Origin of the sequence: Nocardia caishijiensis NBRC 108228 (assembly GCF_001612825.1) — a bacterium.
GTDB lineage: Bacteria > Actinomycetota > Actinomycetes > Mycobacteriales > Mycobacteriaceae > Nocardia > Nocardia caishijiensis.
The window spans coordinates 24,816-47,245 of record NZ_BDBE01000040.1; the positions used below are offsets into that span (position 1 = coordinate 24,816).

Genomic DNA, 22,430 nt, shown 5'->3' on the forward strand with positions numbered 1-22,430 from the left:
TCGGTCGAGGCATCGTGGTCGACGCCACGTTCGGGTCAATGCCCGGGACCCACGTTATGCCTTTCGCTACCATGTGGCTATGGGCGCAGACGACACATCGTGGGGCGATCGCGACACCGCATCGATGGACGCCGAAATTGCGCTCGTCGCCTATCCACGGTGTCAGATGGCGGCAATATTCGGGCTGACCGATGTGTTTCGCGTCGCCGGTGAACAAGCAGCGATTCTGGGAAGTCCCGACACCCCCGTGCGGGTGAGTCATTGGCAACTCGACGAGCACGATGTCGTCTGCACGTACGACTCGCGACCAGGCACGGCCCATCGTCCTACCCATGTGATCTTTCCGCCCAGCCTGGTTGAGCCCGAGCACATGGGCTCGGCCGACACCCTCCGCCGCTGGGCGCTCGGACTGCGTGCCGACGGGGCAGTCCTGGGGGCCCTGTGCGCTGGGGTTTTCGTGCTTGCCGAAACCGGCGTGCTCGATCGCCGACCCGCGACGACCCACTGGGCTTTCGCCGATCAGTTCGCTCGCCGCTTTCCCTCGGTCGAACTCGACGCGACCCGCATGGTCATCGACGACGGTGACGTCATCACTGCCGCCGGAATCATGGCCTGGGTGGATCTGGGTCTGTCCCTGGTGGAGTCGCTGCTCGGTCCGACTGTCATGCTGCGAACGTCGCGATTCATGATCGCCGACGCGCCCCGACAGCATCAGATGCCCTACATGGATTTCAAGCCGCCGAATACGCACACCGACGAGGAAGTACTCCGCATTCAACAACGTATTCAATCAGAATTGGACCGTCCCCTGTCGATCGAAGACCTCGCCCGCTCCGTCAGCCTGCACCCGCGCACCTTACAGCGTCGCTTTTCGAAAGCGACCGCCATGTCGGTCACAGAATACATTCAGGCCGCGCGTTTGGAACGCGTCATGCAGGACCTCGCCGTCACCGATCACACATTGGAGAGAATCGCACAATCGGTCGGTTACACCGACACATCCACTCTGCGTAAACTCGTCCGACGATCGACCGGCGTGACACCGGCCGAGTATCGCCGCAAATTTCGTACGCCGAGTACACGCGTCGCGGAAGCTTCACCCACCCACGCGTAGCCCCGCTGCCCTGGGCCGCGGTGACGGCGACGCGGGATCATCGCCGGGGCGGCACAGTGCGGCCGTTGGAGCGACCGAACTGTGCCGCGCCGATGAACGTCAGCCGACCGGCATCGATGTCGGGATCGGCATGTGCAAGGCGACCTGCCCCTCGGTGATGACATCGAGTCGGACGGTCTTGATCGGGTCGAGAAAGCGAAGGTCCTCGGAGAGTCTGCCGTGACCGAGTTGCAGATCGACGCCCCGCGGCAGGCCGGCAGAGCCTCCGGCGAGCATGTTGATCTGGGTCTGCGTCGCGTGCCACGCGCCGCCGATCGAGGTGTACGAGGTCAACGTCGACACCCGTTCACCACTGCGATAACGCTTCTCGCTCGGTGTCGGCGCCGACAGCGCCAGATCCGTGTCGCCCTGGTCGTTGACCACTCGCGCTGTGGTGCCGGTTGCGTCGATGTCGACATCGATCTCGGTCACCCACTTGGGGAACCCGTAGCCGTCGTGGCCGCGTACCTGGGCGATCTGGGAGCTCACCGGCAGCGACAGCACGTAATTGTGGAGGTGGTCGTTACTCAGACCCGACAGCAGGTCGATGATTCCCGGGCCGCCGTGGCGCGCGGGCCTGGCGCCGACGGCTACCGCGACCTCGGTGTAGAAGTCGATGTCGCAGACGTCGTAACGGAAGAAGACCACCGAGACGAAACCGATCCCTGGCACCACTTCCAACGGCGCCAGGCCGTCGGGTAGTCGGGAACGGATGGCCCGCGATTTCGCGAGCATGGTGAGTCGGGTACTCGACATCCGGTAATAGAAGTTCGGCGTGAGGGTTTCGCCGATCGGCGATTCCACTTTTTTCTTCGGAAGCCGTCGAAAGAAATCGGTGCTACTGACTCGGGGGTCACGGGCAATGGCGTCCAAATCGGTATTCATGCGATACCGGTCGTACAGTCCGCCCTTCGGTACCTCGATCCGGCGACCACCCAGATCGACTTCTACGGATGTTGGCTTCGTCGCTGACATCGGCGTAGCTCCCTTGCTCACTCGTTGCGGAACACCGACGATAGCACAAATGTTAGCAGCGTCAACACGGGCGATACGCAGGGACGACGCGGTGAATCGCACCGATCCGAGGTCCACCCCGCCGACCGGGCCCGACCCCCCCGACCCAGGCTTCCTTCGATCGACGCCAGCACACTTGAACGAGACCCTGCTGTGGTTGACAGTAATGTTAGCGCCAATTACATTGCGGCGGGGAAGAACCCCCGCAATCGCCTGATCGTGTTCACACGAACCACGCGTGGATCGAATGTCTTCGCTCCACCGAATCGAGAGTAGTCAATGGAATCATCTGCCCTGATCACGATCGGGTTGCCGAGCGCACTCGCCATCATCATGTTCGGGTTGGGGCTCACCCTGACCGTCGGCGATTTTCGCCGGATCACACAGTCACCGCGAGCCGTTGTCATCGCCTTGGCCCTCCAACTTCTGTTCCTCCCGGCCATGGCGTTCGGACTGATCATGCTCTTCGATCTCGACCCGCTGCTCGCCATCGGAATGATGCTGCTTGCGGCCTCCCCCGGCGGCACCACGGCCAACCTCTACAGCCATCTTTTCCGTGGCGACGTCGCCCTCAACATCACCCTCACCGCGATCAACGCCGTGCTGGCCGCGGTCACGGTGCCGGTGATCACCGACTTCGCCATCGGCTACTTCGGTGCCGAAGGCGAGGTCGGGCTGCAGCTGAGCAAAGTGATCCAGGTGATCGCCATCGTGCTGGCACCGGTCGTGATCGGCATGATCACCCGCCACTTCTTCCCCGCGCTCGCCACTCGGGCGGACCGGCCGGTCAGGATCTTCTCGGTCGGTGTGCTGGTGTTGGTCTCGATCGGAGCGCTGATAGCCGAACGCGACAACATCGCCGACTACGCACGCCAGGTCGGACTGGTCACCGCCATCTTCTGCCTGTGCAGTCTCACACTCGGATACGCCGCAGCGCGCCTTCTCCGGCTCGCTCGACCACCGGCGATCGCCGTGTCGATGGAAGTCGGGATCCACAACACCGCCGTGGCGATGACCATCGCCCTGAGCGTCCTCAACAGCTCCGAGGCCGCGATCCCGGCCGCTGTGTACTCGGTGCTGATGTATGTCATCGCGGCCCTCTTCGGGTATGCGATCACTCGAAACAGCAGTGCCACAGACGGTTCGGATGCTCGCCCGGTCACGGCGTCGAACCAGCACACTCTGTGATCACAGCGACGCGACCGGTTCGCCTCCTGGTCGCGTCCACATCACGAGCAACCGGTGGCACGCTTCAGTCAGCTGTCGTGGACACCTGACCCGAGCAACCCGAGCGCGAAACGCGCATAGTCGCGGGCGATCCGCTCGGGTGAAGTCGGGCCGCTCTCGCGGTACCACTGCGACAACGACGTGCACATCGTCGAAATCGCGCGCCCCGCATGACGAGGACTGCCTACCGTGAACACGCCGAGGCTGACGCCCTCGGCGATCTCGTCGTCGATCAGGTGCTGTAAATCGTTGCGCAACGCGCTGATCCGGCGGCGATTGGAAGGTTCGAAACTGCGCATCTCGCTGGCGCCGATCAATGCCAGCTTCCGCCGGTGCATGTGGAACAGTGCCAGCGCCTCGACCATGAACGCCACCCGCGCGACCGGGTCGTCCCCTTCCTCGCGTGCCGCCCCCACCCGGGCGAACAGCTCACTCATCGTCACGTCCAAACACGCCACGAGCAGATGCTGTTTGCTGCGGTAGTGGTGGTAGACCCCCGGCACACTCATCCGCGCCCGCAGAGCGATCGAGCGCATCGTCGAACCGTGGTAACCCTTCTCGACGAAGTCCTCGATCGCCGCCCACAGCACCGGATCCAGCCGCACCGGCCCGAACATTCGCCAGGAATGCCCGTCCCGAACCACCGACGGGCTCGACGCGACGGGAGCGGCCCGCACCTGAGCACCGCCCGAATCCGCGAGGCGTTCCAGTAACTCCCCGACGGCGATATCCAATGCGGCGGCAATCGCGTGGAGCCGTTCCACGTCGACACGAGTCTTGCCGTTCTCGATCGCGCTGATGGTGGCCGGGCTCACCTCGACGCGGGAGGCGAGTTCGCGCAGCGACACCCCGCCAGATGACCTCGCGGCGCGTATCGCCCGGCCGACCTGACGCGCCGAACCGATCATCAGCCCACCAACGGCTGATCCACACCCACCACCGAGAACGAGATACCCGCACCGACCAGCCGCCGCAGCAGATTCTCACCCATCGCGGCCGCGGTGGTCACCTGACCCCTGCGCACGACACCACGTACCGTCAACGGCACACCCTTGGGGAGCTGCTCGACGGTGAACAAGACACCGAGGTCGTGCGGAATACTGTCGAACCCGCAGGCATGGACCAGCCGAGCCCCCGAGGCGACGGCCTCGCCGTGGTAGGCCGAATACATCCGATCGATGAACTTGGGTTCGCCGGTGAGATCGACGTAGTCGGTGCCCGCCGCGGCGCACGCGGCGACCAACGGCTCCCCATGCTCCAAGTAGGGCCCGACGGTCGTCACGACGACACGCGCCGACTCCACCAGTGCCCGAAGCGAATTCGAATCCGTCGTGTCGGCATGAAGTAACGCTGGTTCGGCAGCTGCGGAGTCGATCACCGCCAGTCGCTCGCGGACGGCCGCCAGCTTGGCCGGGTTCCTTCCCGCCAAAGCCCAGCGAGCGCCGCTCGGCAATTGAGCAGCGAGGTACTCAGCGGTCAATCCTCCGGTGAATCCCGTGGCACCGACGAGCACGAGGTCGAATTCGCGTCTGGCAGGCATATGTTGGTCCGTTCCCTGGAGGGCGAAGATCAGCGCAACGACGAATTGCTTGTCGGACCGATGAGATCCGTCAGCGCGAGCAGCCTAAGAAACTGTGTTAGCAATGTCAACATTGACCGTACGCGAACTCTTCGAACCCGTCAGCCACAGGGGTCAGCGTGGGCGCGCAGTTCCTCAGACGGCACGGGTCCGTTGTCGCCGTAGCGTTCGGCCGCGGCGAGCACTCACCCGCGCCAACAGCGCCCGGGATCGCGGTATGCCTGAACCCGGCCACGAATGTCACCGAACCGATCCACCTGCGGAAGCCCACGTCCAGTTCAGCCAGCCGCTGTTCGTGCGGCTACCCTCTCCATGATCACAGCCGGACACACAACAGACGGGAAATCCTATGGCGCGCAAGGTCGTTGTCACCCTCATCGACGACTACGACGGCACATCCACCGCCGAAGAAACCGTCATCTTCACCATCGACGGACACACCTACGAAATCGACCTGTCCCACACCAACGCCACCAAACTGCGCAACACCTTCGAACAATGGACCCCCTACGCCCGGCGAACCGGACGCACCAAGACGAGCAACACCCGCCGAAACACGACCGCGACCCCGCCCGCGAAGACGAATCGCCGCAACGACCTCGCGGCCATCAGGGCCTGGGCCATCGAAAACGGCCACACCGTCTCCACCCGCGGCCGGATCTCCACCGACATCATCGCCGCCTACGACAAGACCACGGCATAGGAGAACGAACCGCCTGCGGTAGCGCTCATCCGCTGAGCGTGCTGCAAGGACCTGACGACGAGGATGGGAAATCGTTGGTGCGTGGTTCGCCTCGACCGGACTGGCCGGTCGAGGCGAAACCTTCCCCACCACAGCGCTCAGCACTCCCGCCCGGGACTGATCGCACTGCTCCGAGGAGCGCGGGTCACTCGGCCCTGGTAGCGGGCACACCCTCGGCGTAGGTCGTGACCTTGAACTCCGGGAACGCCCGCTTGAACTTGTCGGAGACGAAGAGCTTGTCCACCTCGTACCGCGGTAGCAGCTCCCACAGCTCGCGCACACCTTGGTCGAACAGGCGGGCAACGAAGAAGACGGGCCGTTCAGGAGCGCGGCCGCATTGACCCGAAGGGCTCCATCGAGAGCTCGGAAGGTCTCGACGCCGAGCTGGTAGATCTATTACGGATCGCCTTGCGAATCGCCCATCGCTGCAACCGGTTCGGTCTCGACACCATGGCGCACAGACAGTTGCTGAGCCGAGATCCGCACCGCCGTGGGGTACAGCGCGATAGAACTCGGCATCGGCAAGGATACGGAAAGATACGCACTGTCGTGCCGCCCTGCTCGCTCTCCTCATCCACGAAAGGCGCCATCCATGACCGATACGCCAACGCCCGGTAACGAGATCCCCCCGGGTTCCGGCAACCCGACCGTACCGCCCGGCGCGCTGTTGCTGGAGTTGGTACCGGTTCCGGTCACCGATATCGAACGGGCCAAAGCCTTCTACCAGGACCAGCTCGGATTCCGCCTCGACGTCGACGTCAACCCGAAGCCCGGTATCCGCATCGTCCAGCTCACCCCACCCGGTTCGGCATGCTCGATCACCCTCGCCGAAGGTCTCCCCACCCTCGACATGGCGCCGGGAACACTACGCGGTCTGCACCTGGTGGTTGCCGACATAGCGGCGTCGCGCGCCGAGCTTGCCGATCGCGGCGTCGAGATCAGCGAGGTCGAGGACCTCGGCGGAGTGTTCTACGCGTACTTCGCCGACCCCGACGGCAACACATGGTGCCTACAACACATGCCCTGGCGCTAGCCTCCGGGGACGCGGCTCAGCCGTCGTCAGACTTCGCACGAACTCATCGGCATCACTGGATGCCGTGGGGGCTGGTATGTGGTTCAGCTGAGCCGGACGAGTGATCCATGGCAAGGTGCCTGAGTCGGAGGACACCTCAGATGTGTGCATGGAGAATCCGGCAGACCGCCTGGCTGTCGCTGAGGTGAACTCCGTCGGACCCTGGTTCGGATCCGGAGTGGCAGCTTTGAATCTGCTGCGGTCGAACGTGATTCAGCGGTCAACGACTGGTGTGGCCGAGAAATTCGAGGATCGAGCGGCGGCGGTGCTGGTGGTCCTCGCGGAAGGGGGCTTCGGGGTCGCGGGGGCGGTCGATGGTGATGAGGTCGGCGACGGTGGCGGGGCGGTGGGTGAGCAGGACCACGCGGTCGGCGAGCAGCAGCGCCTCGTCGACGTCATGGGTGACGAACAGGATGGTCGTCTTGGTCTGTTCCCACACCGAGATCAGCAGTTGCTGCATGTCGAGGCGGGTTTGGGCGTCGAGGGCACCGAAGGGCTCGTCCATGAGCATGACTTTGGGGTCACAAGCCAGGGTGCGCGCGAGTTGCACTCGCTGGCGCATGCCGCCGGACAGGTGGCTGGGCAGGTGATCGAGGTAAGCGCCGAGGCCGACACGTTCGAGGTAGCTCGCGGCGGCGGCGCGGGCGGATTTGCCGCGCAGACCGCGCAGTTGGAGGGGGAAGCGAACATTGTCGACGGCGGTACGCCACGGGAACAGCGCGTCTTCCTGGAAGACCATCGCGCAGCGTGCCGCGGTCCCGGTCACCGAGGCGCCGTCGACGGTCGCGGTTCCGCCCATGGGCGTCAGCAGCCCGGCGAGGGCGCGCAGGATGGTCGATTTGCCGCAACCGGACGGGCCGAGGAAGACGACCACCTCACCGGGCGCGATGTCGAGGGTGATGTCGGCGGCGATCTTGCCGTGGAAGCCGAGCTGGAGGCGGTCGAGGTGGATCGCGGCGCCGGTCTGGGTGGGATCGGTGAGTACAGAGCTGGTCATGATGTGGTTCCTCGTGCTGGTGGGGGTGGAATTCACTGGGCGCGTGGCAGCCAGTGATTGACTCGCCTGCCGGTCAGTTCGACGACCCAGGCGGTGATCAGGCCGAGCGCGCCGATCGAGACCATCCCGACGACGACCCCGGCATAGTCGAGCAGTCCGTAGGCCTGCCAGGTGTAGTAGCCGATGCCGAACTGTCCGGAGATCATCTCGGCGCTGACCACGCAGATCCAGGCGACGCCCATCGACACCGACAGTCCGGAGAAGATGCCGGGCATCGCGCCGGGCAGGACCACGCTGCGCAGGATCGTCCAGCGGCCCGCGCCCATGGTGCGGGCGGCTTCGTCCCAGACCTTGGGCAGCGAGTCCATGGCGTGGATGGTGCTGACGACCACGGGAAAGAACGCGGCGAAGAAGGTGATGAACACGATGCCCTGTTCGCTGGAAGGGAACAGCAGAATCGTCAGGGGCACGATGGCGATCGCGGGGATGGGACGCACGATTTCGAGGAACGGGCGAAGCGTCTTGCGCGCGGTGCGCGAGCGCCCGATGAGTACGCCGAGCCCGATACCGATCACCGCGGCCAGGCCGAATCCCAACAGAATTCGCTGCACGCTGGCGAACAGGTCGTCGTAGTACGCGCCGGTACCCAAGCGCGCACTGAACTTGTCCAGGACGCTGCCGGGGGTCGGCATCCGGTTGAACCGCAACCAGGCCACGACCTGGTTGGTCGTGAGCAGATGCCAGACCACGATGAAGCCGGTGATCGGGATCAGCGGTAGAACTACCGAGGCCGCGAGGCCGCCGATCCGGCCGAGGGTGATCTTCGGTGTCCGCGCGCGCAGCGCGGCCACCGTGGTGCGCAGGTCGAACGGGTCAGAGGTCCTCGGTTGGTCGTCGGTCGGCAGTGCTGTGATCGCCATGGCGCGATCTCCTTTCGGGTGACGAGGTGGGTCAGGAGGTGGGCAGGGATTGGGTCAGGGCGGCGGCGTAGGTCACGCTTCGAGTGCCTGGATGTTCGGCGACGTAATTCGCCGCCGCGGCGGCGGTCGCGAAGGGCAGGTAGCGCGCCGTGGCGGGGGCGGCCGGGTCGATGACCCAGCTGGCCTTGTCGGCGAACAATTTGGTCGCGGTGATCGTGTCGGGGACGTATCCCGCGCGCACACGTTCGGCGGTGGGGGCTATGCGGCGTAGCAGGCAGCTCGGCGTGGCGGCGACGGTGGTGCCGGGCTGAGCGGTGAACCAGACCTCGGACGCGGTCGCGGCATCGGCGACCGGCAGCTGGCAGAGTTCATCGAAACCGGTGAGTTTGCTCGGGTTGGTCACCTCGGCGGCTGTGGCGTCGTATTCGGCGCCGAGCAGTGTGCGCAGGTAGCTGTCGTTGCGGAAGTCGGCGATCTCGAAGCCCGCGGTGACCGATCCACGACGGACCAGGAACTCCTTGGCCGTGTCCAGCGCACCGAGGAACTGCGTCTTGAGGGTCGGATCGAAGGAGACCAGCCCGTTCGGGCCGTTGTAGAGGTAGGCGACCTCGGGTTCGATGCCGGTCAGCGCGCCGATGCGCTGGGCCGCCTGCAGCGGTTCGGTGATGATGTAGCGGGTCGTGGCTTGCATCGCGCGCAGGAACGCGGCAGTCACCTCCGGGTGTGCGCTGGTGAACTGCTTGCGGGCCACGACACCGTGGAAGGTGGGGGTGTTGTTGTCGCCACCGTCGTAGAGCAGCCGCCCCTGGCCCCGAAAGACGACCAGCTGTGGCCACGGCACGAACTGGGCGAGCGCGTCGACCTGGCCGCCCTGGATGGCGGCCGCGCCGATGGCGGGATCCTGATTGGCGATGGCGAGCTCCCCGGCGGCGACACCGGCCCGGGACAGCGCTGAGGACAGCATGCCGTCGCCCGCCGACCCGAGGCTGGTCGAGACGTTCTTACCGCGCAGGTCGCCGAGTGTGGTCGCCGACGAATCATTGGGCACCACAACCTGATTCAAGGAGCCACGGAGGTTGTAGCCGGTGACGGCGATCAGTTCGGTCGCGGCGTCCGCGTATTTGGCGGTCTTGGAACCGTTGGCCAGCAGGGGGTAGTCGCCCATCGAACCGATGTCGACGTGGGTGGCGATCATCGCCGCGGTCAGCGGCGCACCCGAGGAGAAGTCCTGCCAGACGACGCGGTACTTCAGACCGGTCCGCTCGCCGACCTCGCGCAGAGCGTTCTCGAACTCGCCGCGGTCGCGCATGAGGGTGCCCGCGTTGATGGTGTTGATGGTTTTGGATTGGTAGCCGACCTTCACCACGACGGTCGATGAATCCAGCAGGGTGCATCCAGACACTGCGGAGGAAAGCGCCACGGCCGCCACGGCGACGAGCGCGGCGGCGTGTGCGCGCCTGCTGCGACCGATCACGCTCGGTCGGCGGATACTGCGGGGCTTACTTGCGGTGAACATGCGCTAAGAGTGGTCGCGCACTGTTACGGCCCGGCAACTGCGGTTTTCCGAACAGTTAAGCTACTTCGCACTCGCGGTCCCACCTGGGCCGCCGTTCGAGTAATTCGCGGAATCCGCAGGGCGATTTCGCCGCTGTCCAGTCATTTCTCCCGTTGACCCGTACGCCGTCGGCGGTCGGCTCGGTGCCCGGTTTCGTGGCGAAACATTTGTTACGCCAAGGTGATTCGATGGCTTTCCGCGGCCTTATCGGTGAGGCTGAAGGTATGTCCGAAATCCCTGCCCGCGAGCCCGACTATCGATTCACTCTCGCCAATGAACGCACATTCCTGGCCTGGCAACGCACGTCGCTGGGATTGCTCGCCGCCTCGGTGGCACTCATGCATTTCCAGCCTTTTGCGCCGGTGTTCTCACGTGCGGTGGCGACGACGCTCGGAGTGCTCGCGATCACGACTGCCGCGGGAGGTCTGACGCGATGGCGCTCCAACGACCGGGCCATCCGTGCGGACCGGCCGCTGCCTCGCCCCAGGCTGGCGACGGTGACCGCGGTGGCGATGTCGGGGGTCGCGGCGTCGATCGTTCTCGTGGCCGCGGTGTCGTGACGGTCGCGGTCGACGGAAAGCATGCCCGCGACCCGGGGCTGCAGCCCGAACGCACCGCGCTGTCCTGGACCAGGACCTCGTTGGCGATCATGGGCAACGGCTTGCTGATCGTTGGCCGTGATCTGGTGGTCGGTTCCGACAAGTGGGATACCGCCACCGCTTTCGCCTGCGTGGTGGCGATACTCGGGGCATGCGCGGTCTACCTGATCGGCATCCACCACGGTCGAGGGCTCGGGCGCGCTGTGCCACGGACACGGGCACCAGCGGCGATCATCGTGACCGGCTGCGGGGTCGTTCTGCTGTGTGCGAGCCTGCTCGTCTGCGCGTTCACCACCGCTACGACATGACACAGGAGCCCAGGCACAGACCGGGGCTCCTGTGTCGCCGACAACATCAACTCGGCGCCGGGAGCCGCACCCGCGACCCGCGCTCGCGGATCCGCCGGTAGCCGAGCACCAGCATCGTCCACAGCACGCCGACGACGACCCCCAGCGCGAGATTGCGCGTGAGAAGGGTGACCGCCACAGTCCCCACCATCGCCACCGATTCCCCGACGGGTAGTCGACCGAAGGTGGCGGGGCGCAACGATTCCCAGTCCATCGTTGTGGCCGAAACGGCTATCATCACCGCGACGAGCGCGGCCATCGGAATCGCGGCGAGCACCTGGTCGAGCACGGTGACCAGGCACAGCAGCACCACTCCGGCCGCGAACACCGAGATCCGTGTTCTGGCGTGACAGGTCTTGACGTTCATCATCGTCTGGCCGATCATCGCGCACCCACCCATACCGCCGAACAACCCGGTGGCGATATTGGCCGCCCCCTGCCCCCAGCTTTCCCGGCGGTGGTTGGACGAGGTGCCGGTCAGCTCGTCGACGAGCTGGGCGGTGAGCAGCGTCTCGAGCAGACCGACCAACGCCACCCCCACCGCGTAGGGGGCGATGATCCCCAGTGTCTGCCAGGACAATTCGACCGCGGGTAGGGCCGGACCCATCACGCCCGCGTCCGGGTCACCTTCGTCCTCGACCCGGGGCACGTCGATGGCGAAGACCACCGCGATCACGGTGACCATGATCGTGGCCACCAGCGGTGCGGGCACGACACCGGTGAACCTCGGCAGCACCACCATGATCAGCAGTCCCACGGTGACAAGCACGTACACCGGCCACGGGACGTCGATCAGATGGGGCAGTTGCGCGGCGAAGATCAAGATCGCCAGCGCGTTGACGAATCCGGTCATCACCGCCCGGGGAATGAATCGTGCCAGGGCCGCGGCGCCACACGAGGCCAGCACAACCTGCAGAACACCGGCCAGCAGCACGGTCGCGATCAAGTAGTCCGGGCCGTGCTCGCGGACCAACGGAGCCACCACCAGAGCCACCGAACCGGCCGCGGCCGAAACCATCGCCGGTCTGCCACCGGTCACCGCGATCGTGAGGGCGAAGACGATCGAGGTGAACAGCCCGACGCCGGGCCCCACCCCCGCCAGAATCGAGAAGGAGATGGTTTCGGGGATCAGCGCCAGCGCGGTGACCATGCCCGCGAGGATCTCGACCCGCAACGCCCGCGGATCGCGCAAGGTCGAGACGGTCTGTGATCGGAACAATGCTGTGGGACGCCTCGCGGGCGTGCTGTCGATACTCATCGTGTACCTCGTGAAAACGGGAGAAGAGGACACCTGAGGTGTCCTCTTCTCGATCAGTCGGAATCAGACCGCCACGGGTTGGGTCCGTTTCGGCACGAAGTCCAGTGGTGCGCCCGGCGGAATCAGTTCTTCACGCCCCACACTCTCCTCGTGTTCGCGGATGATCCGGTGCGCGTGCTGCATCACCCACCAGCGCACGAAGGTCTGGTTGACCGGTTCGCGTTCCTTGGGGTCTTCGAGCAGGTTGATGATGCGAGCGAAGCCGAGCGGGATCTCGGGGTCGTGGAAGTGCTGCTGGCGCACGAAGCTGATCTTGAACTGAGACCACTTCACCGCGTGCAGTTCGTCGTTGAGCCAGACCATGTGTCCTTCGCGTGCTGATTCCTCGGCACCTGCGAAGAATTCGCGCTGGTCGATACCGTCGATCTCCCGGTCGTCGGGGATCTCGCAGCCTGCGAGCAGCAGCAAGGTGGTGAACATGTCGGTGACGTGCACCATCTCGTTGCTCTCGCGGGCCATCACCCGGCCGGGCCAGCGGATGAGCGCGGGCGTGCGGATGCCGCCTTCGGCGGAGCTGAAGTAGGAGCCGTCGAAGAATCCGGCCGTGCCACGACCGGCCAAGTGGTCCTCGGGCCCGTTGTCTCCGGCGAAGACCACGATGGTGTTGTCGGCGACACCGAGTTCATCGAGTTTGTCGAGGATTCGCTGGAAGTCGTAATCGAGCATCAGCAACGCGTCACCCCAGGCGCCGTTGGTACTGGTGCCCCGGAACTCCTCGCGGACTTCGATCGGGAAATGCAGCAGCGAGTGGTTGTGGTAAAGGAAGAACGGCTTGTCCTCCTCGACACTGCGTTCCATGAACGCCATGGCACGCCGGTCGTATTCGGCGTCCATGCGGCCTTTGAGTTCGACGGTGAGCTGCTCGTCGGTGACGCGGACCCCACCTTCTTTTGTGCCGTCGTACATGTAGGACCAGCCGTCGCGCTCGCCCTTGTACCACGGGTCGTCGGGCCACAGGCATTCGTCGTAGGTGCGGGCAGGTCCGTACCATTCGTCGAAGCCGTGGTCGGTGGGCCAGCGACCGTCCTCTGCCCCGATGTGCCATTTGCCGTAACAGGCAGTGGCATAGCCCGCGTCGGACAGGATGTCGCCCATGGTGCGTTCCCAGGCCACGAGTCCGCCCGGATTACCACCGAGGGCGATCGTGTGATTGCCCGAACGGATCGGATAGCGGCCGGTCATCAGTGCCGAGCGAGTCGGCGTGCACTGTGGTTCCACGACGAAATGCGACAGTTTGAGGCTTTCCGCGGCGAAAGTGTCGATGTTCTTGGTGTCGGCGCCGCGCAAAATGCCGCCGCCGAAGCAGCCGAGTTCACCCAAGCCCAGATTGTCGACGTGGAAATAGACGATATTCGGGCGCTGGTTGGGTGCTGTGGACATGGTTGTACCTCACTTCTGTTGCATGGGTGGAAAATCAGGGGGTGGGCGATCGAATCAGTCGCCGGGAAGCGCGCGGGCGTTGATCGAGGTCAAGGTCAGTCGGTCGCCGCGGTAGCGCACGGATTCGAGATCGAAAGGAGTTCCATCGGCGAGGTAGGTCAGCCGGTGCAGCAACAGCACCGGCTCGCCGACTTTGATGTCGAGGTGGCGGGCGGTTCCGCGGTCGGCCGCCACTGCTTCGATCGTGTTCTCGGCCGCACCGATACCGACACCGAGCCGTTCCTCGAGGAGATGGAAGACATCCTCGTGGGCCAGATCGGCGCCGTCGAGCGCCTCGATCGCTTCGGGCCGCAGCGAGGTGGTGTCCAGCGACAACGGGACACCGGCCACCGACCGCAGTCGTTCGATGAACAGGATCGGGCTGCCCTCGGGGATGGCGAGCTTGGCCGCGACAAAGCCGGTCGCGGTCGACGGCCGCGCTGAGAGCACGGTGTTCTCGACCGAGAGCTGATGTCCGGCAAGCGATTCCGCGAGCCCTTCGAGCCGGTCGATTCGTTGCCGCAGTTTGGCACCGGTGACCACCGTGCCCAGGCCCTGCACCCGGGTGATGAGCCCTTCCGACCGCAACAGTTCGAAGGCCTCCCGGATCGCGTTGCGGCTCACGCCCCATTCCGCGGCGAGGGTGGTTTCCGGCGGCAGCAGCGGCCGCGGTGCGGCCAATCCGCCGAAGGCGCCATCGAGGATCTGTGAACGCAGAATGTCGCGAACCCAGCGCGCGGCGTCTTCGCGCGTGCCCGCGTACTTGCGGATCGGAGGTCTGGGGAACCCCGTCGCTGGTGTGCGGCGCCTCGATGTCATGGGTTTACCTTCCCAGCCACCCATTCCTGTTCGTTTACCTCGAGGTTGGCTGCCGGTTACGCCACCGATCGGAGTTGCGAGTCGCTGGCCAGCGCGTTTTCGACGGCGTATCGGCGCGGAAACGCCGCCGCGCAATTGTGGAGCGAACGCCTCGGGCCCCGCACGCATCGGTTGCGTCCGGGGCCCGAGGGGTGCGTGGAGTCAGATATCGAGGAACCGGCTGTCGCCCGCGTTGCGGGTGATGAAGCCACGACGGGCCTCGACGTCCTCGCCCATGAGAACGGCGAAGATCTCCTCGGCGAGCGCGGCGTCGCCGATGGTGAGTCTGCGCAGCGCCCGGGTGGCCGGGTCCATGGTGGTTTCCCACAGTTCCTGCGGGTTCATCTCCCCCAGGCCCTTGTAGCGTTGGATACCGTGTCCGGGGTCCATCCGCCTACCCGCTCGGGTGCCCGCGGCGAGGAGGCGATCACGCTGCAGATCGGAGTAGGCGTAGTCGGGATCGCCGCGTTGCCATTTGAGTTTGTACAGCGGCGGCTGGGCCAGGTAGACGTGGCCGAGTTCGACCAGCGGCCGCGTGTAGCGGAACAGCAGGGTCAGCAGCAGGGTCGCGATGTGTTTGCCGTCGACGTCGGCGTCGGCCATCAGCACGATCTTGTGATAACGCAGCCTGGTGATGTCGAATTCTTCCCGGATCCCGGTGCCGAACGCGGTGATGATCGATTGGACCTCGGTGTTCTTCAGGACCTGGTCGATGCGGGCCTTTTCGACATTGATGATCTTTCCCCGGATGGGCAGAATCGCCTGGAACATCGAATCGCGCCCGGATTTGGCGCTGCCGCCGGCGGAATCACCTTCGACAATGAAGATTTCTGCCCGACTCGCGTCTGTTGTGCGACAGTCGGCCAACTTGCCCGGCGAGCCGCCGAGGCCGCCGGAGTTCTTGCGGCGCACCAGTTCTCGCGCCTTGCGTGCGGCCGCGCGGGCCTGCGCGGTCGAGGTGACCTTGCTGATGACGAGTTTCGCCTCAGCGGGATTGGCGTCGAACCACTCGGTGAGCTTCTCGTGGGACACCTTCTGCACGAAAGACCGGATGGCGCTGTTGCCCAGCCTGGTTTTGGTCTGTCCCTCGAACTGCGGCTCGGCGACTTTCACCGACACCACCGCTGCGAGACCCTCCCGCACGTCGTCACCGGTGAGGTTGTCCGCCGAGGCCTTCAGCAACCCCATTTTGCGGGCACAGCGATTGACCACGGTGGTCAACGCGGCGCGGAACCCTTCTTCGTGCACACCGCCCTCGGAGGTGTTGATGGTGTTGGCGAAGGTGTGGACCGATTCGGTGAACCCGGTGTTCCATTGCAGCGCCACCTCCAGTTCGTATCCGATTCCGCGGCCGCGGAATTCGATGACGGTGGGATGCAGTGGTTGCCTGGATCGATTGAGGTACCGCGCGAACTCGCGCAGACCACCGGGGTAATGGAAACGACGGCACGCGTCCTCGCCGTCGCGGCGTTCGTCGGTGAGCGTCATCTCCAGACCGCTGTTGAGGAACGCCATCTCCCGCAGCCTCCGGGCGACGGTGTCGAAGTTGTAGTCGGTGGTTTCGAACACCTCGGGATCCGCCCAATAGCGCACCGTCGTTCCCGTCTCGGTCGTCGCCCGCCCCCGGGTCAGGGTCTGCGGAATCGCGGCGAGGTACTGCTGTGACCAGCGGTAACCGTCGCGGCTGATCTCGGCTTCCAATCGGGTCGACAACGCGTTGACCACCGACACCCCGACACCGTGCAAACCACCGGAGACGGCATAGGCGCCGCCTTCCGCACCGAATTTGCCACCAGCGTGCAGTTGGGTCATGACCACATCGATGGTCGGCATTCCGGTGGCGTGCGCGGCGACGGGGATACCGCGCCCGTTGTCGGTGACCTCGGCTCCCCCATCGGCGAGCAAACGCACCTCGACGCGCGTCGCGTGACCGGCCATCGCCTCGTCGACGCCGTTGTCGACGACCTCCCACAGCATGTGGTGCAGACCGCGCTCACTCGTCGACCCGATGTACATACCCGGCCGCTTGCGGACGACATCGAGTCCCTCCAGAACCTTGATCGCGGCAGCGCCGTAGGCGCGAGCAGTCACGGTCACGCCGGTTCCCCGTCCCGGACAACACAGCGGAAACCGATGTGGCAGGTCGAGGCGTCCTCGGTATGCCCTTGTCTCGCCGCGGGCCGGTATCGGTCGCAGTAGTTCGGTGAACACAGGTGCGAGCCACCCTTGACGGTCCGGCGCGGGTACCGTTCGCCGCTATCCGTGACGGCCGCTTCCTGCACCGGATTGCGTGGAATGCAGCAATTGCTGCTCGGGGCCACATTCTTCCCACTCACCGCATGGCTGGGGGTGTGGTGATCGAGGGTCCACTCCCACACATTGCCCGCCATGTCGTAGAGACCGAAACCGTTCGGCGCGAACCTGCCGACCGGGGACGTTCCCGCATAGCCGTCCAATTCGAGGTTCTGCCAAGGGAATTCGCCCTGCCAAACGTTCCCACCGGGGCGCCCACGCGGCTCGCGTTCGTCACCCCACACGTACGTGGCGCGGTCGAGACCACCGCGCGCGGCGAGTTCCCATTCGGCCTCACTGGGTATCGACTTTCCCGCCCACTCCGCATACGCACAGGCATCGAAGAACGACACATGCGTCACCGGATGACGGTTGCGCTCACCGACGTTGCTGCCCGGCCCCTCCGGATGACGCCAGTTCGCCCCCGGAACGTAGGACCACCAGCGCCGGTAGTCGTTCAGCGGCACCGGCGCCGAGGGTGGAGTGAACACCATCGAACCGGCGACCAACAGCGCGGGATCGGCACCGGGGAAGTCCAACGGATCGGGATCGCGTTCCGCGGTGGTCACATAACCGGTGTCCTTGACGAACCGCCGGAACTGAGCGACCGACACCGGATGGGTGTCCATCCAGAAGCCGTCGACCGACACCTGATGCGCCGGGCGCTCCTCCTGATAGTGGTCATCGGACCCCATCCAATATCTTCCGCCGGGAATCCACACCATCGCTTTGCGGGAGATCGGGGCAGTGGTGAGCAACATGGACGCCACGTTGCCCGGATTCCGCTACATCCGCGTTACCTACTGTGTTACGCCACCAACTCCTCGATGAACACGGCGCTGGCAGGTCGAGAGTTCGCGAAACCGGTGCCGTTCCGCCACCAGGGCGGGAGTGGACACACACCTCCGAGCTGGTGATCACCGCTCGCTCGCACACCTCGGGCTGCCGTGATGGGGCTTGCCCCACTCCCGCACCATCGGCCACGGCTACCGATGTCGGAGTCACCAGGCGGTGCCGTCGAGTCCCCAGGTTTCGAGTTCGGCGGTGATGTCGGCGCGGAGCTTGTCCTCGTCACCGAAGTGGTCGGGATGGATGCCGAAGAAGGTGATGGTGATCTTGTCGTCGTATTCCACTGCCCAGGCGGCGATCCCGGGACCCTGACGGCGCCGTTCGGCGGCGCTTCGGCCCTGCATGATGGCGCGGATGGCGAAGGACTCGGCTCGCCGACCGGCGATGGTGAGCGCGCTGTCGGGGGCGGCGCCGAGATTGGAGACGGTGGTGTCGGGGCCCGCGATCGAACGCATCATGGTCGCGATGATCCGCTGGGGTAGCAGCCGGACGACGGGTTGGAGGTTGTCGGTGAGCTTGTCCTGCCCGGACGTCGCGTATCGGGTGAACGCCTCCTTGCTCAGCGTACGGATCGCGGCCAGTCCGGTGTCGGGCGACAGTGGCTCGCGCACCCGGATCCACACTCCGCCAGAAGCATTGGCGCGCTCGTCCCCCGCTTCCCGATTGCTGACCGCGATACAGACGCGCAACCCCTCGGCACCCACCGGCGCGCCGGAACGCTGGACCAGGCCGCCGAGCAGCGCGGTGAACAGGCTGTTGCCGGTTCCGCCGAGGCGGCGGGCCTGTTCGGCCCAGCGGGCACGGTCGATGTCGACGATGGCCAACGTGGTGTCGGGGCCGTCGGTGGCCAGGGCGGCCGTGCCGGGTGCGCGGACCGCGGCGGGTCGGGGGTCGTCGCGGGTGCGCCACAGCTCGGTGCCGATCACCCGCGCCGCGGCCGCGGCTGAGCCGAGCTGGGCCAGCGCGTCCGCGACGTCCCCGCGCCAGCGGGGCCGGGCCAGCACCTCGGCCTCGGTCGGCAGCGTGCTCGCCGAGCTGCCCGCGTGCGCGGCGGCGAGCGCGTTGTAGAGGCCCTGGCCGTCGGCGACCATGTGCGAGATCAACAGCGAGAGCACGAAGCGGCCCGCGGTGGTGCGCACCCCGATGAGTTGCCAGCCGCGGCCGTCGACGGGGTCGAGGTCGGCGGTGCGCAGGGTGCGGTCGGCCCAGGCGCCGATCTCGGTGTCGGCGATCGGCTCGGGGTCGATGCGCAGCACCGGTGGATGCGGCGAGCGCACCCAGCGATGTCGCGCGAACGGCACCACCGCGCGAACCACCTTGCGGCTCAACGAACCGGCCGCGAGCTGCTCGCCGAAGCGGGTGAGCTCGGCGGTGTCGGGCTCGGTGGTGAAGACCCAGGCGTACTGGATCGGCGCGGACCAGCCGAAGAGCTGTTCGGCGAGAAGATATGACTCGTCTGCCCCGGCAACACGGTTCATTTCGCCAGGCTAGCCAGGGTGGGCGGGTGCCGCATCCCGGCGGCGGCCGAAAGCGAGCTTCACCACATCCGGTGCTCGACACCCCAGCCGTCGAGCTCGGCGGCGAGCATTTTCGCCAGGTCGTCCGGCTGCGGGAAGCACTCTTCGTCGAAGGCGGCGACGGAGAAGGTCCAGGTGTCGCCGGTGCGCAGGCCCCAGGACTGCACTCCGTCACCGAACCGGTAGGACGCGGCCGGGTCGACACCCTGCGCGATCCCCCGGAAGGCGACCGCACTCGCGTGAACCCCACCGATACAGCGGAGTTCGCTGTCGAAGTCACCCAGGTTCGAAGCCACCACGTCGGGCATTCCCGACCCCGCCGTGGCGGCCCGCACCACCAGCCCCGTCGGCAGCAACCCGACCAGCGGCAGCAGATGCACATGGGCGGCCCGCTCCCCGGCCGAGAGCCGGGTGAACGCGTCCTTGCACTGCCGCCGCAACGGCCGGAGATCACCACCGGGCGGCAGGTCTTCGGTGAGCGTCACCGATACTCCGGCTGTCGCGTTGCCGCGCGCATCGTCCTCGGTGCGCCTGCTCACCGGAATACCGACCTCGAGCACCTGTCCGTACCCCGACGCCCGCAACACCCCAACCAGTACCGCGATGAACAGTGTGTTCGCGGTCCCTCCGTGGTGCCGGGCCACCGAATCCCAGTGCGCGGCATCCACACTCACCGTCGCCCACGAATACCGCGCCCGCGGTGCGCGCACGTGCGCGCCCGACTTGACCGGACGTCCGTCGCCTGCCGATCCCGCCCCACGCGCCCGCGCGAATGCCATCGCGGCCTTGACGATTCCCCGCCCGGCTGCCACCACTTGCCCGACGCCATCCGCCGCATCGACCGCGGTGTCGACGAGCCGACCGACCGAATGGGAACGCACGCGCGGACCGACCGGCACCGCGTCGATGCCTCCCTCGGCAGCGTCAGCGACCCCGAGGGCCCCCGCGATTCCGGCGGGGCCGCGGTCATCGACGGCCGAAACACGCCCCGGTTCGCCGCGCACCGGATGTGGGCGATTCGTCAGCAGTCCCTCAGGCCGGTGTCCACCGAGCGGCGGACGCCGGTGAAGTCTGCTGGCCAGTCGACCGGGTCTGCCCAGCGGATCGGTGGGAGTGCCGGTGAGGGCGGCGGTCGCGGCGGTGACCACGGTGCGGCCGTCGGCGACGAGGTGCAGCGCGGTCAGCGAGAGGACGAAGCCGCCGTCGTCGAGCGGGACACCACGCAGGCGCCAGGTGGGGCCGCGTTCGGGGTCGAGGGGGGTGCGGGACAACTCGGTGCCGGACCAGGGTTCCACGTCGCGGGCCGGGATGGGTTCGCTGTCGACGAGCAGGTCGGGCGCGAAGTCGGCGTGGATCCAGCGCGGGCGGGCGAAGGGCGCCCGTGCCCGGATCAGGCGCCGGTTGAGGACACTGTGCCGCAGGCGCTCGTTGACGGTGTCGAGTGCGGCGCGATCCGGGACCGTGGGAAAGCGCCACAGCACTTGCAGCACCACCGACCAGCCGAACGCTTCACGGACCAGCCAGTAGGTGGTGTCCTCGGGTTGCATGCGCGCCACGACCATCAGCGGACCCCTCCGGCCGGGCGGCTCGCCATGGTGTATTCCTCGACCAGGTCGGCGCAGTGTCGTACCGCCTGTTCGGGGGTGATCAGTTCCGCGCCGAGGGCTTTGGCCGCTCGGGCGGGTTCGGGGGCGAGGACGGTGGTCAACTCGCGGACGAGGGTGTCGGCGGTCAGGCCCCGCAATCGCGTGGTCGCGCCGACACCGTGGTGCACGCACCGGTCGCCCCAGTACGGCTGGTCGGAACCCACCCAACACACCAGAGCGGGGATTCCGGCGCGCAGCACCGCCGCGGTGGTCCCGGCGCCGCCGTGGTGCACCGCGGCCCGGCACAGCGGCAGGATCCGCTGGTGGTCGAGCGCGCCGACCAGCCGCACGTCCGGGCTCTCCGGCACGGTGAGTCCGGCCCAGCCGGTGCTGATCAGCGCGCGGACACCCAGGCGCGCACTGGCGCGCACAATGGCGTCCACCACCGCGCCAGGGTCGGGCACGGGCATACTGCCGAACCCGAAGTAGACGGGCGCGGAGCCCGCCGCGATCCAGGCGGGCAGGTCGGGGTCGCCGGTGTCGGCACCGATGCGGGCGCGCTGGTCGGCGGCCAGGTCCAGGAAGCCGACGAATGGTCGCGACGGCGACCATTCGTCGACCAGTTCTGGGCACAGTCGCGGATCGTAGGCCTGGATCTCCAGGCGGTCGCGCGGCGAACGCGCGACCTCGCCCGCGATGCCGAGGTCGGCGCGCAGCGTGTTCTGCCGGTCGCGGGTGAGCAGCCACATCGCGGTGTCGGTGAGCCACCAGCTCGCCCTGGTCACCACCGGCGGGACACCCGACAGCGCGGCGGGCACCGGTGAGACGGTGCTGTTGGGACGAATCGGCGCGTGGTGCAGCGAGATACACGCGGCTCCGGCCGCCTCGGCGAACGGGGCGGCGATCTGTTCGGTGACGAACCCGGTGAGGATCGCCTCCGCACCCTTGTGCAGTTCGCGCATGTCACCGACCGCTTGCGCCCAGCCGAGATCGCGGATCTCGGCGAACGCCCGCCACCGTTGCCTCGGACCGCCGGTGCGCAGCTTCGCGCGCACCACGTCGGAGTTCATGTGCGCGTGTGTGTCGTAGCCGAACGGTGCGGTGGCCAGTCCGGCCGCCGCGACGAATTCACCCAGGTTCGGCGGCGCCCCGACGAGCACGTCGTGGCCGCGCCGCTGCAACTCCGAACCGACCACCACGGCAGGTTGGATGTCTCCGCGTGTTCCGTTGAACGCGAGTAGAAACCTCATCGATCTCCCTGCCTCCGGTTACGAGCACGGTAGGCGAAACAGGGAGCAATGGACCAGCATCCGGGTGTGCCCTGTGAGATGGAGCACCTGACGCCGCGCTCACCGCGCGCATTCCGCCCGGTCTGGTTACGGTGGC

The 22,430-nt window shown here is 66.5% G+C and carries 20 protein-coding genes and 1 pseudogene; 6 read left to right on the forward strand and 15 right to left on the reverse strand.

Translation table 11 applies throughout. The features are described from left to right. Nucleotides 1-79: 79 nt before the first annotated feature. Nucleotides 80-1,114 carry a GlxA family transcriptional regulator gene (locus tag NC7_RS22555; protein ID WP_067986380.1) on the forward strand — a complete coding sequence of 345 codons (1,035 nt, stop codon included), beginning with the start codon at nt 80-82 and terminating at the stop codon, nt 1,112-1,114. Between the two features lie 99 nt (nt 1,115-1,213). On the opposite strand, the gene NC7_RS22560 is transcribed toward NC7_RS22555, so the two are convergent. Then, entirely contained in the window at nt 1,214-2,128 is a 915-nt protein-coding gene (locus NC7_RS22560; RefSeq protein WP_067986382.1) for an acetoacetate decarboxylase family protein, read from the reverse strand. Nucleotides 2,129-2,446: 318 nt separating this feature from the next. Here NC7_RS22560 and NC7_RS22565 point away from each other — a divergent pair, with 318 nt between their 5' ends. Then, nucleotides 2,447-3,355, forward strand: a complete 909-nt coding sequence (locus NC7_RS22565) for a bile acid:sodium symporter family protein (protein WP_067986384.1) — start codon at nt 2,447-2,449, stop codon at nt 3,353-3,355. A gap of 68 nt (nt 3,356-3,423) precedes the next feature. Here the strand turns inward: NC7_RS22565 and NC7_RS22570 are convergent, their stop codons facing one another. Both NC7_RS22570 and NC7_RS22575 read right to left on the reverse strand, forming a co-directional pair. Continuing rightward, nucleotides 3,424-4,302, reverse strand: coding sequence for a TetR-type transcription factor C-terminal domain-containing protein (locus NC7_RS22570; RefSeq protein WP_067986389.1), 879 nt, complete (start codon nt 4,300-4,302; stop codon nt 3,424-3,426). Further along, nucleotides 4,302-4,934, reverse strand: coding sequence for a saccharopine dehydrogenase family protein (locus NC7_RS22575; RefSeq protein WP_084458710.1), 633 nt, complete (start codon nt 4,932-4,934; stop codon nt 4,302-4,304). Before NC7_RS22575 ends, NC7_RS22570 begins: the two co-directional genes overlap by 1 nt. A gap of 388 nt (nt 4,935-5,322) precedes the next feature. Between NC7_RS22575 and NC7_RS22580 the strand changes: the two genes are divergently transcribed. Further along, a complete protein-coding gene (locus NC7_RS22580) occupies nt 5,323-5,676 on the forward strand; it encodes a histone-like nucleoid-structuring protein Lsr2 (protein ID WP_067986391.1) in 354 nt (117 codons plus the stop codon). A 184-nt stretch (nt 5,677-5,860) separates the two neighbouring features. Here NC7_RS22580 and NC7_RS29330 read toward each other — a convergent pair whose 3' ends face one another. Next, entirely contained in the window at nt 5,861-5,995 is a 135-nt protein-coding gene (locus NC7_RS29330) for a hypothetical protein (RefSeq protein WP_255285064.1), read from the reverse strand. A 312-nt stretch (nt 5,996-6,307) separates the two neighbouring features. Here NC7_RS29330 and NC7_RS22585 point away from each other — a divergent pair, with 312 nt between their 5' ends. Beyond that, on the forward strand, nt 6,308-6,748 hold the full coding sequence (locus NC7_RS22585; protein ID WP_084458711.1) for a VOC family protein: 441 nt from the start codon (nt 6,308-6,310) through the stop codon (nt 6,746-6,748). Nucleotides 6,749-7,007: 259 nt separating this feature from the next. On the opposite strand, the gene NC7_RS22590 is transcribed toward NC7_RS22585, so the two are convergent. From NC7_RS22590 to NC7_RS22600, 3 genes are read right to left on the reverse strand one after another with little or no spacing between them, the layout of a single operon-like run. After that, on the reverse strand, nt 7,008-7,784 hold the full coding sequence (locus NC7_RS22590; protein WP_067986690.1) for an ABC transporter ATP-binding protein: 777 nt from the start codon (nt 7,782-7,784) through the stop codon (nt 7,008-7,010). A gap of 32 nt (nt 7,785-7,816) precedes the next feature. After that, complete coding sequence (locus tag NC7_RS22595; protein WP_373861268.1) at nt 7,817-8,698, reverse strand: ABC transporter permease; 882 nt, start codon at nt 8,696-8,698, stop codon at nt 7,817-7,819. Nucleotides 8,699-8,735: 37 nt separating this feature from the next. Next, complete coding sequence (locus NC7_RS22600; RefSeq protein WP_067986393.1) at nt 8,736-10,220, reverse strand: ABC transporter substrate-binding protein; 1,485 nt, start codon at nt 10,218-10,220, stop codon at nt 8,736-8,738. A gap of 227 nt (nt 10,221-10,447) precedes the next feature. On the opposite strand from NC7_RS22600, the gene NC7_RS22605 reads away from it, so the two are divergent. Together NC7_RS22605 and NC7_RS22610 are read left to right on the forward strand one after the other, a co-directional pair. Beyond that, nucleotides 10,448-10,819 carry a YidH family protein gene (locus NC7_RS22605; RefSeq protein ID WP_084458735.1) on the forward strand — a complete coding sequence of 124 codons (372 nt, stop codon included), beginning with the start codon at nt 10,448-10,450 and terminating at the stop codon, nt 10,817-10,819. Continuing rightward, nucleotides 10,816-11,166, forward strand: coding sequence for a DUF202 domain-containing protein (locus NC7_RS22610; RefSeq protein WP_067986397.1), 351 nt, complete (start codon nt 10,816-10,818; stop codon nt 11,164-11,166). Before NC7_RS22605 ends, NC7_RS22610 begins: the two co-directional genes overlap by 4 nt. 88 nt (nt 11,167-11,254) lie before the next feature. On the opposite strand, the pseudogene NC7_RS22615 reads toward NC7_RS22610, so the two are convergent. The 8 genes and pseudogenes from NC7_RS22615 to NC7_RS22650 all read right to left on the reverse strand — a co-directional run. After that, nucleotides 11,255-12,463, reverse strand: a pseudogene (locus NC7_RS22615) (SulP family inorganic anion transporter); the annotation flags it as partial. A 63-nt stretch (nt 12,464-12,526) separates the two neighbouring features. Continuing rightward, the gene (locus tag NC7_RS22620; protein WP_067986401.1) at nt 12,527-13,903 is read right to left on the reverse strand and encodes an arylsulfatase; all 1,377 of its coding nucleotides are present in this window, start codon (nt 13,901-13,903) and stop codon (nt 12,527-12,529) included. A gap of 54 nt (nt 13,904-13,957) precedes the next feature. Next, on the reverse strand, nt 13,958-14,761 hold the full coding sequence (locus tag NC7_RS22625) for a GntR family transcriptional regulator (protein WP_084458714.1): 804 nt from the start codon (nt 14,759-14,761) through the stop codon (nt 13,958-13,960). Between the two features lie 201 nt (nt 14,762-14,962). Then, entirely contained in the window at nt 14,963-16,897 is a 1,935-nt protein-coding gene (gene gyrB / locus NC7_RS22630; RefSeq protein ID WP_167352450.1) for a DNA topoisomerase (ATP-hydrolyzing) subunit B, read from the reverse strand. Next, complete coding sequence (locus NC7_RS22635; protein WP_067986403.1) at nt 16,894-17,853, reverse strand: formylglycine-generating enzyme family protein; 960 nt, start codon at nt 17,851-17,853, stop codon at nt 16,894-16,896. Before NC7_RS22635 ends, gyrB begins: the two co-directional genes overlap by 4 nt. 240 nt (nt 17,854-18,093) lie before the next feature. Further along, nucleotides 18,094-19,419, reverse strand: coding sequence for a hypothetical protein (locus NC7_RS22640; protein WP_067986404.1), 1,326 nt, complete (start codon nt 19,417-19,419; stop codon nt 18,094-18,096). A gap of 59 nt (nt 19,420-19,478) precedes the next feature. After that, on the reverse strand, nt 19,479-21,014 hold the full coding sequence (locus NC7_RS22645; protein ID WP_157102137.1) for a hypothetical protein: 1,536 nt from the start codon (nt 21,012-21,014) through the stop codon (nt 19,479-19,481). Between the two features lie 5 nt (nt 21,015-21,019). Continuing rightward, complete coding sequence (locus NC7_RS22650; RefSeq protein WP_084458715.1) at nt 21,020-22,294, reverse strand: glycosyltransferase; 1,275 nt, start codon at nt 22,292-22,294, stop codon at nt 21,020-21,022. Between the last annotated feature and the right edge of the window lie 136 nt (nt 22,295-22,430).

Coding starts and splice junctions, on each gene's coding strand:
- NC7_RS22580 (WP_067986391.1), top strand. CDS start 5,323: ATGGCGCGCAAGGTCGTTGTCACCCTCATCGACGACTACGACGGCACA.
- NC7_RS22650 (WP_084458715.1), bottom strand. CDS start 22,294: ATGAGGTTTCTACTCGCGTTCAACGGAACACGCGGAGACATCCAACCT.
- NC7_RS22625 (WP_084458714.1), bottom strand. CDS start 14,761: ATGACATCGAGGCGCCGCACACCAGCGACGGGGTTCCCCAGACCTCCG.
- NC7_RS22570 (WP_067986389.1), bottom strand. CDS start 4,302: ATGATCGGTTCGGCGCGTCAGGTCGGCCGGGCGATACGCGCCGCGAGG.
- NC7_RS22600 (WP_067986393.1), bottom strand. CDS start 10,220: ATGTTCACCGCAAGTAAGCCCCGCAGTATCCGCCGACCGAGCGTGATC.
- NC7_RS22590 (WP_067986690.1), bottom strand. CDS start 7,784: ATGACCAGCTCTGTACTCACCGATCCCACCCAGACCGGCGCCGCGATC.
- NC7_RS22555 (WP_067986380.1), top strand. CDS start 80: ATGGGCGCAGACGACACATCGTGGGGCGATCGCGACACCGCATCGATG.
- NC7_RS22565 (WP_067986384.1), top strand. CDS start 2,447: ATGGAATCATCTGCCCTGATCACGATCGGGTTGCCGAGCGCACTCGCC.
- NC7_RS22620 (WP_067986401.1), bottom strand. CDS start 13,903: ATGTCCACAGCACCCAACCAGCGCCCGAATATCGTCTATTTCCACGTC.
- NC7_RS22585 (WP_084458711.1), top strand. CDS start 6,308: ATGACCGATACGCCAACGCCCGGTAACGAGATCCCCCCGGGTTCCGGC.
- NC7_RS22575 (WP_084458710.1), bottom strand. CDS start 4,934: ATGCCTGCCAGACGCGAATTCGACCTCGTGCTCGTCGGTGCCACGGGA.
- NC7_RS22560 (WP_067986382.1), bottom strand. CDS start 2,128: ATGTCAGCGACGAAGCCAACATCCGTAGAAGTCGATCTGGGTGGTCGC.
- NC7_RS22635 (WP_067986403.1), bottom strand. CDS start 17,853: ATGTTGCTCACCACTGCCCCGATCTCCCGCAAAGCGATGGTGTGGATT.
- NC7_RS22605 (WP_084458735.1), top strand. CDS start 10,448: ATGGCTTTCCGCGGCCTTATCGGTGAGGCTGAAGGTATGTCCGAAATC.
- NC7_RS22640 (WP_067986404.1), bottom strand. CDS start 19,419: ATGAACCGTGTTGCCGGGGCAGACGAGTCATATCTTCTCGCCGAACAG.